The 11997-nt window shown below is 60.9% G+C and carries 15 protein-coding genes; 6 read left to right on the top strand and 9 right to left on the bottom strand.

The window, feature by feature from the left end:
* The first annotated feature begins 147 nt into the window (after positions 1 to 147).
* The gene (locus RDU24_RS11320) at positions 148 to 357 is read left to right on the top strand and encodes a TusE/DsrC/DsvC family sulfur relay protein (RefSeq protein ID WP_308735869.1); all 210 of its coding nucleotides are present in this window, start codon (positions 148 to 150) and stop codon (positions 355 to 357) included.
* A gap of 77 nt (positions 358 to 434) precedes the next feature.
* Here RDU24_RS11320 and thiC read toward each other — a convergent pair whose 3' ends face one another.
* A complete protein-coding gene (gene thiC, locus RDU24_RS11315) occupies positions 435 to 1712 on the bottom strand; it encodes a phosphomethylpyrimidine synthase ThiC (protein ID WP_308735868.1) in 1278 nt (425 codons plus the stop codon).
* Between the two features lie 358 nt (positions 1713 to 2070).
* Between thiC and rpmE the strand changes: the two genes are divergently transcribed.
* The 5 genes from rpmE (at position 2071) to lpxC (ending at position 6476) form a co-directional block, all read left to right on the top strand.
* Complete coding sequence (gene rpmE, locus RDU24_RS11310; RefSeq protein ID WP_308735867.1) at positions 2071 to 2289, top strand: 50S ribosomal protein L31; 219 nt, start codon at positions 2071 to 2073, stop codon at positions 2287 to 2289.
* Between the two features lie 250 nt (positions 2290 to 2539).
* Positions 2540 to 3418, top strand: a complete 879-nt coding sequence (locus RDU24_RS11305) for a DUF1385 domain-containing protein (RefSeq protein ID WP_308735870.1) — start codon at positions 2540 to 2542, stop codon at positions 3416 to 3418.
* Positions 3418 to 4491 (top strand): peptide chain release factor 1, encoded by a 1074-nt coding sequence (gene prfA / locus RDU24_RS11300; RefSeq protein WP_308735866.1) that lies wholly within the window; start codon positions 3418 to 3420, stop codon positions 4489 to 4491. The genes RDU24_RS11305 and prfA overlap by 1 nt, the downstream gene beginning before the upstream one ends.
* Positions 4492 to 4495: 4 nt before the next feature.
* Positions 4496 to 5377 (top strand): peptide chain release factor N(5)-glutamine methyltransferase, encoded by an 882-nt coding sequence (prmC, locus tag RDU24_RS11295; protein WP_308735865.1) that lies wholly within the window; start codon positions 4496 to 4498, stop codon positions 5375 to 5377.
* 163 nt (positions 5378 to 5540) lie between these two features.
* Complete coding sequence (gene lpxC, locus RDU24_RS11290) at positions 5541 to 6476, top strand: UDP-3-O-acyl-N-acetylglucosamine deacetylase (protein ID WP_308735864.1); 936 nt, start codon at positions 5541 to 5543, stop codon at positions 6474 to 6476.
* 72 nt (positions 6477 to 6548) lie between these two features.
* Here lpxC and RDU24_RS11285 read toward each other — a convergent pair whose 3' ends face one another.
* The 8 genes from RDU24_RS11285 to RDU24_RS11250 all read right to left on the bottom strand — a co-directional run bounded on the left by RDU24_RS11285 (position 6549) and on the right by RDU24_RS11250 (position 11992).
* Positions 6549 to 7421, bottom strand: a complete 873-nt coding sequence (locus tag RDU24_RS11285; RefSeq protein WP_308735863.1) for a hypothetical protein — start codon at positions 7419 to 7421, stop codon at positions 6549 to 6551.
* 12 nt (positions 7422 to 7433) lie between these two features.
* Positions 7434 to 7850: a hypothetical protein gene (locus tag RDU24_RS11280; RefSeq protein ID WP_308735862.1), complete on the bottom strand. Its 417-nt coding sequence runs from the start codon at positions 7848 to 7850 to the stop codon at positions 7434 to 7436.
* A 152-nt stretch (positions 7851 to 8002) separates the two neighbouring features.
* Entirely contained in the window at positions 8003 to 8563 is a 561-nt protein-coding gene (locus tag RDU24_RS11275) for a hypothetical protein (protein WP_308735861.1), read from the bottom strand.
* Between the two features lie 397 nt (positions 8564 to 8960).
* Entirely contained in the window at positions 8961 to 9293 is a 333-nt protein-coding gene (locus RDU24_RS11270; protein WP_308735860.1) for a hypothetical protein, read from the bottom strand.
* 1 nt (position 9294) lies between these two features.
* On the bottom strand, positions 9295 to 10002 hold the full coding sequence (locus tag RDU24_RS11265; RefSeq protein ID WP_308735859.1) for a flagellar basal body-associated FliL family protein: 708 nt from the start codon (positions 10000 to 10002) through the stop codon (positions 9295 to 9297).
* 28 nt (positions 10003 to 10030) lie between these two features.
* Complete coding sequence (locus RDU24_RS11260; RefSeq protein ID WP_308735858.1) at positions 10031 to 10414, bottom strand: chemotaxis response regulator CheY; 384 nt, start codon at positions 10412 to 10414, stop codon at positions 10031 to 10033.
* Between the two features lie 17 nt (positions 10415 to 10431).
* Positions 10432 to 11223: a FliA/WhiG family RNA polymerase sigma factor gene (locus RDU24_RS11255; protein ID WP_308735857.1), complete on the bottom strand. Its 792-nt coding sequence runs from the start codon at positions 11221 to 11223 to the stop codon at positions 10432 to 10434.
* A complete protein-coding gene (locus RDU24_RS11250; protein WP_308735856.1) occupies positions 11165 to 11992 on the bottom strand; it encodes a MinD/ParA family protein in 828 nt (275 codons plus the stop codon). Before RDU24_RS11250 ends, RDU24_RS11255 begins: the two co-directional genes overlap by 59 nt.
* Positions 11993 to 11997: the final 5 nt, after the last annotated feature.

Genomic DNA, 11997 nt, shown 5'->3' with positions numbered 1-11997 from the left:
AAAACGACTTGCGTTTTGAATGGACCGATATTCTGGGTGCAGGTCATGGACCTCCTGTCGTCGTATTAAATCCAGCTTGAGTATTCGGCGAGTCTACAGGAAAAGCTGTTGTGCTGAGAACCCCGTATCCCAAGCTGGTATCCCGAAATGAGACAGCCCCTCGTAAGGGGCTGTCATTTAGTACATTGTCAGAATGTTCCGTATTACTACAAGAAGAACGGCATCGCTCCCATGGTGCGCATCCTGTCCAAGGTCACCGGCTACAAGCTCAAGGAAATCTACGAGCTGTTCCCGTCCGGCCCCGGCAAGGGCGCCTGCAAAATGGCCGGCCTGCCCAAGCCCACCGGCTGCGTGTAGTTCCGACTTCAGTCAATTAAAGAGGCGGGAGCTTGAAAAAGCCCCCGCCTCTTTTTTTGCGTCTGGCTCTGGCTGTACTACGCTTCGGGCTCAGCCATGCGGATGGCGCAGAACTTGCCGCACATGCCGCATTCCTTGCCGTGTTCCGTGCCTGCAGAGCGCGAGCGAACCAGGCAGGGGTCGAGGGCCGTGTCAGACATGCGCTTCCAGTCGAGCTTCATGCGCGCGTCGGACATCTCATGCTCGCGCTTCACGGCCCAGGGGCGGCCGAGGGCGGCCTCGCCAGCCTGAGCGGCGATGCGCGAGGCGAGAACGCCTTCGTGCACATCGCGGGCGTCCGGCAGGCAGAGGTGCTCGGCCGGAGTCAGATAGCACAGGAAGTCCGCGCCGTACTGGGCGGCCAGCGCACCGCCGATGGCCCCGGCGATGTGGTCGCGCCCGGCTGCGGTGTCTGTGACAAGCGGTCCCAGCACATACAGCGGAGCGCCGAAGGTGGCGCGCTTGATGCCCTGGATCTGCGCCTGCACAAGATGCAGGGGCACATGTCCGGGACCTTCGATCATCACCTGCACGCCAGCGGCCCAGGCCCGTTTGGCGAGCACGCCCAAGGTCAGCACCTCCTCCCACTGGGCCGGGTCGCCGGCATCGCAGCCAGCCCCGGGGCGCAGGCCGTCACCGAGGCTCAAGGTGACGTTGTGGGCGCGGGCGATGTCGAGCAGGGCGTCGTAGTGGGTCAGGAGCGGGTTCTCTTCGCCCCGGCGGCGCATCCAGCGCGCCAGGATGGCCCCGCCACGCGAGACGATGCCGAGCATACGGGAACCGTCCATGGCAAGCTCGGCCCCGCGACGGGTGAGCCCGCAGTGCAGGGTCATGAAGTCCACGCCCTGCCGGGCCTGCTTCTCGACCTCGACCAGCAGTTCGCCGGGTTCGAAATCGGAGGGGTCGCGGCCGTCCTTGGCGCAGGCCCCGGCTACGGCGTAGATGGGCACGGTGCCAAGCGGCAGCGGCGTCTCAGCCAGCATGCGCACGCGGATGGCGTCGAGGTCGCCCGCGGTGGACAGGTCCATGACCGCGTCGGCCCCGGCGTTCTCCGCCACCTTGAGCTTGTCTGTCTCGCCAGCCATGTCGCTTGTCAGCGGAGAGGTGCCGATGTTGGCATTCACCTTGACACGGGCGGGCTGGCCGATAAGGGTGGGACGCACGCCGACGTGGGCCGGGTTGGCAAGAAGGGTCAACAAGCCCTGATTGATGCGCTGGCGGATGTCGGCCTCGGACATGTGCTCCAAGGCGGATAGGGCCGTGATGTGCTGGTCAAGGATGTCGGCAAGGGCCTTGTTGGTCTTGATGATGGGCATGCATGCTCCTCGTCGTGAACGACGACCTGGGGTTTGGCCGGGCAGGGCGCTTGAGTCGGCGGGAGTGCATGCATGAAGGGATGGTGTCCATTTCCTCCGACGGCATGACCCGACAGGTTCAACGGTCGGCCTCGCGGTTAGAGACCCTCTCAGTCCGGTTGGCCCGGACTCCCGTATGGCGCGCAAGCTGGCAATGATCGCTTGAAGAGCGGTACTCGCCGGTGTCGCGTAAGTCAACCGGGCCGCATGTGGCCTTGGTTTGGCCCGGCGGGAAATATTTGGCCCTGACCTCTTGCTTTCCGAGAATTTCGGGCGTATATGTCGATGCTTCACGTGAACAACGAGCCTGGAGACAGTCATGAAAAAAGAAATTCATCCCAACGTCAACGAAACGTTGATCCGTTGCAACTGCGGCTACGAGGCCACCCTGCTCACCACCAAGGGCAAGGAACTCTCGGTTGAAATCTGCTCGAACTGCCACCCGTTCTACACCGGCAAGCAGCGTTTTGTGGATACCGCAGGCCGCATCGACCGCTTCCGCAAGAAGTACGGGAACCTCGCCGAAGCCAAGAAGTAGCGCCCGACGCACGCAATTCGGAATGCCTCTGTTGGGTCGCCAATGGAGGCATTCTTGTTTCCCACGGCCTGCCCGGCCTTTACTTCGAACCGCCTGGACTTATCTGGGTAGGGCCGCCGGGAATGTCCTGGCAGCATGACGCAAGGCCCGAATGTCCCAATGTCCATGAGGTAAGCGCTTGAAAATCCCCCTGATCCCTTTCCTCGCCGCCAACTCCACCGTGGGTGGGCAGGCCGTCATCGAAGGCGTCATGATGCGCTCCAAGAATCGTCTGGCCATCGCCGTGCGCAAGCCCGATGGCGAGATCGTCGTGGAGTTGCGCCCGTGGTTCAGCCTGACCGACGCGGCGATTCTCAGGAAGCCCATGCTTCGCGGTTTTCCGGTGCTGCTTGAGACCCTGGTCAACGGTATCAAGGCTCTGAACTTCTCGGCCATGCAGGCCGTGGAGGAGGACGAGAGTGGCGGGGAACTGACACCCTGGCATCTCGTGATGACCATGATCGTGGCCCTTGGCGTGGCGCTTGGGCTGTTCGTCGTGCTGCCGCACTTCCTGTCGGTGGGCATGCAGTGGCTGGGCCTGTCCGGCGATGTTGAGACCCTGAGTTTCAACGCCTGGGACGGCGCGTTCAAAATGCTTATGTTTGTGGGCTACATCGGAGCCATCTCTTTCGTGCCGGACATCCGGCGTGTCTTCCAGTACCACGGTGCCGAGCACAAGGTCATCTGGGCCTTTGAGAGCGGCAAGGAAGTGACGGTAGCCGCCGCGCGCAGCAACAGTCGGCTGCATCCGCGTTGCGGGACCTCGTTTCTGCTGTTCGTGCTGGCCGTGAGCATCCTGCTGTACACGGCGCTTGTGCCCTGGCTGCTGACGTTCTACAAGCCGGAAGTCTTTCTGCTCAAGCACTTGTACATCGTGGCCGTGAAGCTGTTGTTCATGATACCCATCAGCTGCATTGCCTACGAACTCATCCGGCTGGCCGGAAAGTTCAGTTCCAACGTGCTCTGTCGCATGCTCTGCTGGCCCGGACTGGTGCTTCAGATGATGACCACCAAGGAACCGGACGACAGCCAGATCGAGGTGGCCATGGCCGCCCTCAAATGTGCCGTGAGCGAGGAGGGGTGCCCCTGATGTTTGCCAAGCTCGAAGAGATTGAACACAGCTTCCACGACCTGGAGCGCGAACTTGGCGCGCCTGAGGTTCTGGCCGACCAGGAACGCTACCGCAAGGTCGCCAAGAGCCACGCCGACTTGGGCGTCATCGTCAAGGCTTTCCAGGAGTACAAGCGCCTGAGCCAGGAGCTGGCCGACAACCACGAGCTGCTCAAGGACGCCGATCCCGAGATGCGCGAGATGGCCGAGGCTGAGAGCGAAGGCCTCAAGGCCCGACTGGAGGAGCTGGACGCCGAGCTGAAGCTGCTCTTGCTGCCCAAGGACCCGCTTGACGACAAGAACAGCATCCTTGAAATTCGCGCGGGCACCGGCGGCGAGGAAGCCGCCCTGTTCTGCGCCGATCTCTTCCGCATGTACTCCCGCTTCGCCGAGCGCCTGGGATGGCGCGTCGAGATTCTCGACGCCAGCCCCACCGACACCGGCGGCTACAAGGAAGTCATCGCCTCCATCTCCGGCGAGCGCGTGTACAGCAAGCTCAAATGGGAAGCCGGTGTGCACCGCGTCCAGCGCGTGCCCGCCACCGAGGCCCAGGGCCGCATCCACACCTCCGCCGTCACCGTGGCGATCATGCCCGAGGCAGAGGAAGTGGACGTGAACATCCGCACCGAGGACCTGCGCATCGACGTGTTCCGCGCCAGCGGCGCCGGCGGCCAGCACGTTAACAGGACGGAGTCCGCCGTGCGCATCACCCACATCCCTTCGGGGCTTGTGGTGCAGTGCCAGGATGAGAAGTCGCAGCACAAGAACAAGGCCTCGGCCATGAAGGTGTTGCGCTCGCGCCTGCTGTCGCAGGAACAGGAGAAGGCCAAGGCCGCCGAGACGGACATCCGCCGCGCGCAGGTGGGCTCCGGCGACCGCTCCGAGCGCATCCGCACCTACAATTTCCCCCAGGGACGCGTGACCGACCACCGCATCAACCTGACCTTGTACAAGCTTGACGCGGTCATGGAAGGAGATTGCGGCGACCTCATCCAGGCCCTGACCAGCCACTACCAGACCGAGTCACTGAAGCAGCAGGCCTCTGGCGGGTAGCCCCGTGTCCGGGCGCGACCAGCACCAGACCATCTTCGCGGCCCTGGCCGCCGCCACCGCCGAACTCTCCGCACTTGGCGTGGACGCTCCGCGCGCATCCGCGGAACTCCTCGCCGCCAAGGCCCAGGGGATGTCGCGCCTCGGGCTTGTCACCCACGCCAAGGATCCTTTCGAGGCTGAGGCCTTCGATGTGTTTCGGGCTCTTGTGGCGCGCCGTGCCAAGGGCGAGCCCGTGGCCTACCTTCTGGGCGAAAAGGAATTCTACGGCTTGAGCTTCCACGTTTCACCGGACGTGCTTATTCCGCGCCCGGAAACGGAACTCATGATTGACGAGGCGCAGCGTCTCTTTCCCACGGACAGCGTCCTGTCCTTCGCCGACTTCGGCACTGGGTCGGGAGCCCTGGCCGTTGCCCTGGCGCATGTGTTCCCCAACGCACGCGGCATTGCCATCGACTTGAGCGCTGAAGCGCTTGAGGTTGCCCGACGCAACGCCCGGCGGCACAAGGTCGAGGAACGACTGGAATTTCGCTGCGCTGACTTCACCCGCATTGAGCTTGCGCCTGCTTCCCTTGACATGATCGTTGCCAACCCGCCCTATGTTACGGAGACGGAATACGCCGAACTGAGCCGCGAGGTCCGTGATTTCGAGCCGGCCAGCGCGCTGGTGAGTCCCGACGAAGGGCTTGCGCACATCCATGGCCTGGCGCGGGTGGCGAAAACAGCGCTCAAGCCTGGCGGGACGCTGTTGTGCGAGTTCGGTTCCGGCCAGGGCAGGGCGGTGCTCGATTTCTTCCGCAGCCCCGATCAGGGCTTTGCTGCCCCTGTCATTTTGCGCGATTATTCAGGCCTGGACAGGATGCTCCGCGCTGAACGCTCTGCGGCCTGAATGCCACAATGTTGCGCCCAAGTTGTTGCATTTGTGCACAGAGTGGGGGAATCAACACACTCCTTCTGGTGCGGATTCATGAAATTGTGTCATGTAATCAGTGTGTTGACTAGCGTCCGACCGTTGGCACTTCATATGCATATGAGCTGCTGACGGAGGAGTCATGCATCAGACCACGATCCGCAATACGGTACGCTGCACGGGAATCGGCCTGCATGGTGGCAGGAAGGTTGAGCTTGTGCTACGTCCCGCGCCCGAAGATACGGGCATTCTTTTTGCCCTGCGCAGCGGATCGGGCACCTCCTTCCTGAGCCCCAAGCCCCGCCTTGTCGTGGATACCGGCCTGGCCACAAGCCTTGGCAACGGCCACGACAGCATCGCCACAGTGGAGCATCTGCTCGCGGCTGTGCGCGGCATGGGCATCGACAACATCCGCATCGAGGTGCAGGGTCGCGAGCTGCCCATCATGGACGGCAGCGCCGCCTCCTTTGTTTATCTGCTTAACCAGGCTGGCGTTCGCCGTCAGGGTAAGGCCCGCAAGGTCCTGGCAATCACTCGACCGCTGACCTTTGAGAAAGACGGCAAGTACATCAAGGCTACCCCGCACGACGGCTTCGAGGTTGACTGCACCATCCAGTTCGCCCACCCGCTCATCGGCCGCCAGAACCTGTGCATGGAAGTGACGCCGGACGCCTTTGCCGCTGATATCGCCAAGGCGCGCACCTTCGGGTTCCTGCGCGAGGTGGAGTACCTGCACGCCAACGGCCTCGCCCTGGGCGGCACGCTGGACAACGCCGTTGTCCTTGACGAGTTTGGTGTGCTGAATACCGACGGGCTGCGCTACCCGGATGAGTTCGTGCGCCACAAGATGCTGGACTTTGTTGGCGACATGGCCGTCATGGGACTGCCCTTGCAGGGCCGCTTCGAGATTTTTGCCTCGGGCCATGCTTTGAACAACGCCTTCCTGCGCTTCCTTGAGGACAACGCGAGCGAATACCTTGAGGAGCGCATCCTCGACCTGCCCGCATCCGCGCCGCAGAGTGTTTCCGAGAACGCGCCAGTGCGCGGCAACCTGCGCGGCCAGCCAGCCCTCGCCTAATAGCCTCTGGCCCTATTCGTTTAAGGATGAACGCCCGAATGGGCGTTTTTTTGTTGCGGAGGGGCAGGGACGCTAAACGCGGGTGTTGAGCCCGCCGGAAGCCCACAGCGGGGCGTCTCCAAGCAGCTCACCTAACATGCCGGCCCCTGCATTCGCTGCCAGACGTGTAACACCCAGGATATGCGCCTCCAAGTCCAAGCCGTCGCGCACAAGGGCTGCAAGCTCCACTTGCGTGGGGCCGGATTTCTCAGGCTGTTCAGCCAGTAGCCGAAGGCTGCATTCGTCTGCTCTCGACATGAGCCGAACCTCGAGCCTTCCGCAATCGGCAAAGCGCCCGCTCATTCCAGCCTCCACGAAATCGCTGGCAGTATTCCGGCGAACAATCTCCTGCCGACGCATGCCTGGAAGCAGCCAGGGAGCGTACAAGGCCGTCGCACCGGGCAGGCACCCCTGTTCAGAGTTGATGCGCGCCAAGAGCTCTTGCGAGGCGGCGTAGAGGCTGGCGGCTTCGCTGTCGCCGTCCAGTGCGATGGTGAAGGCTTCCTGGCGTGGTGCTATAAGGGGCGGGATGTTGGCAAGCACTTGCAGCAAAGGATCGGCATGAGATTCGAAGGCTTCGCGCGCGGTGCGGAAACGTTGAACGAGGCTTGGGAGGTCATCCTGGGGCGCATCGCCCTGCAAGGCCTGGAGGTGGATCTCCGGCACCAGGGCGCGGACAATGAACATGAGGGTATCGCCTGGTTCCGTTTGAACTTCTAGCTGTGCCAGAAGTTCCTCGCCGCCGACCTGCACCCAATACAGGCCCGAGGGGTCGCGTCGGAGGACACGGCCTTTGATGCGCTCGCCGATGCTGTGACGACCGCGAAAGGCGTCGGCGCGTTCGCGATTCTGGCCGGACAGGCCCTGGCGGCCCGGCTGGCCCGATCCGTAACCTCGGATTCGCATGCGGCCATAATCCTAGGTGTTTTGGTCGATGATGAGCTCCACCTCGTCAACGGACAGGCCCGTTGTCTTGGCCAGCTCCTTGGGCGACTTGCCCTGGCGGTTGCCGGAAATGATGACCTGGCGCAGGAACTGGGGAGAGCGGGCGTACTCGTCGGCCTGCTTGAGCAGTTTGTTCAGGATGACAACACGCTCGGTGAGCTGGCCGTCGAGCTTGGCAAGCTCGTCCTGCCTGCGCTCGAAGCTGTCAACAAGCTCCTGCTCCAACTGGGCGTTGGCGCGAAGCTTGTTCAGGAACTCCTCCTGCTTGGTCTGCATGCGGGCGATGAGCGCTTCGGACTTGCGCAGGCGCAGGTAGAAGACGATGACCACGAAGAGCAGGGCCAGTTCGGTGACCGTAAGGGCCAAAAGCAGCAACGCGGTGATCTGCATGGGGCACCTGTGGGGTTGTCGATGAAGCCGGGCGAAAGGCCCAGGCATTGGCTGCGGGGATCCGCCCGCGGCGAGGCGAGCCTTGAACGCAGCGTTGGGCGATCCCGATCAAGAATGACGAGCGGGATCGCCCAGTGAGTAGCAGCCTGGTGCTAGGCCTCGGCGCGGAAGGAACGCGCGTACAGGTCGGCGATGGCCTGGCGCCCGTTGTCTTCCAGAAAGCGTGTTCCTGTGCCGGTGAAATGGGTTTTGGTGATCACCGGCGCTTCAACGGAATCCCATTTGCCGTGCGCGTAAGTGAACCAGCCGTTTTTCAGCTGGTCAAAGACGAACAGCGGCTTGTTGCAGATCTTGGCGAATTCCGCGCCCCAGCCGGTGCCGCCGTTGACCGTGCCGTTTTCCAAGATGTTGCCGATGACAAAGACTTCAAGGCCCGCGTCGACCTGGTACATGATGGTGCGCAGCACCATGCGAATGTGGGGAGCGTTGCTGAAGTTTCGGTCAAGCAGCTTGGACACGTACGTCAGGCTGACATCCTTGCGCATGAGTTCTTCCGTGGTGAGCATGCGAAGGCCGCGCGAGCGTTCGATCTTGTGTCCTTCGAAGGAGAAATTGACCTCCTGAACGCCGATCTTTTCGGCCAGTCTGCCGAACTCGGCCTCTGCGCCCTGGGCGCCGCCGCTGAAGAGGGTGAAATCGTTCGGTACGGGCACTCTGCCTCCTTGTGTGTTGGTGGTGGCGGAAAACAGGCCATGTGCCGTGTTTGCAGAAGCATTATGCACATTACCGGCGTCAGAGGCAATGCCATCGCAACCGCCGTGTAAAATCTCTCGCGTTTTCGATAACGCCATCGTACACGGACATTAAGAGAAACTCATGCTGATATAAGCCCCGGAGGAAGCGGATGAACAACTGGTGGTTCGCTCTCGTTGTATTCGGGTTCGGACTCTTATTCACCATTTTCATGGACAGGCGCAAGGAAAAGCCAGGGTCCGAGCAATCGCGTCGACAGCGTAAGCGCTGGATTGACCACTGGTTTCTTGGGATAGACCCGTCTCGGGACAGGAAAGATGACAAGGATAAGCCCAAGTAGGAGTATATGGCGGGGGGTTAAATCTTTACGTTGATGATGTTGCCTGCCCAGGGCGAGGCGTTGGAAGACTGGGTGTCGGGCTCGGTCAGGGCCTCCGGTAGGGGCTTGTGGCGTTGGCGGGCAAAGCGGGGAGCGGAATTCTTGCCGCCGGCCTCGTCGCTGATGGCTTCGGTGCCTTCCTTCATCTCAACCTTTTGGACCGTCTGGTCAGCCTTGCGCTGGTTCTCGGCCACCATTTGGCCGAAAAGGGCCTGCTGCGCATCCTGAGGAATGATGTGCGAGCCCGCAATCTGCTGCATGTTCGGCAGTTGCGAGATCAGGATGGGAAGGTCAAGGGGCGTCGTTGCCATGTCATTTCACCACATATTCCTCGAACAGGAGCGTTTCGAACTTGCCGTCGCTGACGTACTGGTTGACCACCAACAGCAGTTCTGACTTCAACTTCTCCGCGTTCTTCTCATCGGCCAAAAACTGTACATCTTTATTCTTCAAGTAGTAGTAGATGGCGTTCCGGCCCTGCATCATTCTCGATTCAAAGTCTTTGGCCACTGCCGGCTCGTGCGTTCCGAGCAGTATTCGCGCAATCAGGAAGCGGACCTCGTCACCCTCGCCCTTTTGCTCGACCCAGAACGGTTCAAGGCGAAGTTGAATCTCGGGAAGCTCTGGCGGCGCTGCTTCGGCCTGGGTGGCATTGTCCTGGGGGGCTGTGTGTGCCGAAGGTTCGGCTACCGTTGCTGGCTTGGCCTTGAAAAAGAGGAATTTTGCGGCAACACCGAGCGCAAGCACTAGGACAAGGGCTGCAGCGCCAATGATGATGAGCTTCTTCCGGTCCCTGGGAGCCGGTTTTTCAGCCTCTGCCTCGGTGAGGCTGACTGCCTCCTTCGGAGTTTGCGGTTCCGGCTTTACCTCTTCCTCTTCTTCGAGGAAAGGGGCGTCGTCCAGATCGAGGTCGACCTTCTGCGTTGCGCGCGAAGGTTCGCTGGTGTCGAGCATGACATCGTTGTTGTCAGGTCTGCCCGCGCCGCTTGGGTTTGCCTCCTCAGTTGGGTCTGGAACCATGATGCTGCCTCCCCTTACGGGTTAGGCCTTAACCAGCAAAGATTTTGTCGATCTTCTGGCCCAGGGTCTCCGGGGTGAAGGGCTTGACGATGTAGTTGGAGACCTTGGCCTGCACGGCCTCGATGATGTTTTCCTGCTGGGCTTCAGCGGTGACCATGAGGAACGGGGTGTTGGCGTACTCCTCGCTGGAGCGGACCTTGCGCAGCAGCTCAATGCCGGTCATCTGCGGCATGTTCCAGTCGGAGATGATGAAGTCGATGTTGTCGCGGTTGAGGGTCTCCCAGCCGGTGGTTCCATCGTCTGCCTCGGTGACGTTGTTGAAACCGAGCTGGCGGAGGATGTTCTTGATAATTTTGCGCATGGTGGAAAAGTCGTCAACAATAAGGATGCGCATATTCTTGTCAGCAGGCATGTTGGGTTCCTCCTGGATCAACCTTCGTTTTCGTAGCGCCGCCGGAAATTGTCCCGGAGCTTGGCCAGAGCCTGTGAGTGGAGCTGTGAGACTCGCCCTTCTGTTATGTCCATGACCTGGGCGGTCTCTTTCATGTTTAATTCTTCACCGTAGTAAAGTGATATGACAAGCTTCTCTCTAGGTGTCAATTCTTCTATGAGGCTCGCAATCTTGTCAACCATTTCCTGAAATGCAGTGGATTGGTAAGGTTCGTTTTCAGACAGAGATTCACGTGTGCCGACAAAATTCTCTTGAAAGGCGTCTAGGCTGATGCACAGCTGGTTCTGCAAGGCTTCAAGTCCCTGCTGCACCTCTCGGGAGGAGAGGCCGGTCTTGGTGCTCAGCTGCTCTTGCGTCGCGGCTCCGCCCGTCTCATGCTCGATCTGGCGCATGGCCTCGTCGAGCATTTTGACTTTCTGGCGCATGCCGCGAGAGAACCAGTCCATGCGCCGGAGCTCATCCAACATGGCTCCTTTGATGCGGTTCTCGGAATACGTGTCGAACTTGATGCCAAGCTCTGGCCGGTACTTTCCCAAAGCATCGAGCAGACCGATGCTCCCGGCGCTGATGAGTTCGCCAAGCTCCACGCTTTGCGGAAGCTTGTTCTTCATTCTGAGCGCGAGGATTCGGATCTTCGGGGCGTAGTGACGGACGATAAGCTCCTGTTCTCGCGGTGGAAACCGCGTCCAGGCGACTTCGCCAGTCTCAAGTTCACGCCACGGACTGCTCCTGAAAGAGGAGCTTTTTCCAGAAAAACTTAATGTTTCCATCTGCTTTTGCCGTGACTTTCCAGCCGGTTATCTTGGTTGCCGCCCTGCCGATGGCCAGGCTGGCGGGACAATCAGGTGTTAAGTGCGTGAACGGGGTCTGGGCGATGACGGCTTTTCGAACTGCTGCATCTTGCGGGATAAAGCCCACAAAATCAAGGGATACGCCGCTCAGGAAGTGGTCGCAGGCCTTGTAGAGCTTGGTGAAGATCTCCTTGGCGCCTTTTTCATCACGCGCCATGTTCACCAGCACGCGGAAACGGTCCACACCATGCTTGAGCTTGAGCACCTTGATCAGCGCGTAGGCGTCGGTGAGCGATGTGGGCTCAGTGGTGAGCACCACCAACCGTTCGCTGGCCGCGATGTTGAAATACAGGACGTTGTCGTTGATGCCTGCGCCGGTGTCCACGATGAGGTGATCGATGCCGCCTTCAAGGTAGTCCATGGCCTCCAGAAGATCGAGCTTCTGGCCGGTGTTCAGGTTGACCATGTCGCTGACGCCGGAGGCCGCCGGAAGAATGCGGAAGCCGTAGGGCGTGTCGCAGAGGATCTTCTCAAGCGTCATGCCTTCGGCAAACAGGTGGAACAGATTCAGCTTGGGCGCCAGGCCCAGAATCACGTCCACGTTGGCCAAGCCAAGGTCGGCGTCGAGGATGACCACGCGCTTGCCCATTTTGGTGAGCGCGAGCGCGAGGTTTACGGAGATGTTGGTTTTGCCGACCCCGCCTTTGCCGGAGGTGACCGAGAAGACCAGGGGGAGAGAGCTTGTCATTGCCT

The sequence above is a fragment of the Humidesulfovibrio sp. genome (genome assembly GCF_031082295.1).
Lineage (GTDB): Bacteria > Desulfobacterota > Desulfovibrionia > Desulfovibrionales > Desulfovibrionaceae > Humidesulfovibrio.
This window is presented reverse-complemented; position numbering and strand designations above follow the sequence as displayed.

Bases quoted from the DNA above. Each gene is read 5' to 3' on its own strand.
- RDU24_RS11260 (WP_308735858.1), bottom strand. From the start codon at position 10,414: ATGCCTGCTGACAAGAATATGCGCATCCTTATTGTTGACGACTTTTCC.
- rpmE (WP_308735867.1), top strand. From the start codon at position 2,071: ATGAAAAAAGAAATTCATCCCAACGTCAACGAAACGTTGATCCGTTGC.
- RDU24_RS11285 (WP_308735863.1), bottom strand. From the start codon at position 7,421: ATGCGAATCCGAGGTTACGGATCGGGCCAGCCGGGCCGCCAGGGCCTG.
- RDU24_RS11250 (WP_308735856.1), bottom strand. From the start codon at position 11,992: ATGACAAGCTCTCTCCCCCTGGTCTTCTCGGTCACCTCCGGCAAAGGC.
- lpxC (WP_308735864.1), top strand. From the start codon at position 5,541: ATGCATCAGACCACGATCCGCAATACGGTACGCTGCACGGGAATCGGC.
- thiC (WP_308735868.1), bottom strand. From the start codon at position 1,712: ATGCCCATCATCAAGACCAACAAGGCCCTTGCCGACATCCTTGACCAG.
- RDU24_RS11270 (WP_308735860.1), bottom strand. From the start codon at position 9,293: ATGGCAACGACGCCCCTTGACCTTCCCATCCTGATCTCGCAACTGCCG.
- RDU24_RS11265 (WP_308735859.1), bottom strand. From the start codon at position 10,002: ATGGTTCCAGACCCAACTGAGGAGGCAAACCCAAGCGGCGCGGGCAGA.
- prfA (WP_308735866.1), top strand. From the start codon at position 3,418: ATGTTTGCCAAGCTCGAAGAGATTGAACACAGCTTCCACGACCTGGAG.
- RDU24_RS11305 (WP_308735870.1), top strand. From the start codon at position 2,540: ATGATGCGCTCCAAGAATCGTCTGGCCATCGCCGTGCGCAAGCCCGAT.
- RDU24_RS11320 (WP_308735869.1), top strand. From the start codon at position 148: ATGAGACAGCCCCTCGTAAGGGGCTGTCATTTAGTACATTGTCAGAAT.
- RDU24_RS11280 (WP_308735862.1), bottom strand. From the start codon at position 7,850: ATGCAGATCACCGCGTTGCTGCTTTTGGCCCTTACGGTCACCGAACTG.
- RDU24_RS11255 (WP_308735857.1), bottom strand. From the start codon at position 11,223: ATGGAAACATTAAGTTTTTCTGGAAAAAGCTCCTCTTTCAGGAGCAGT.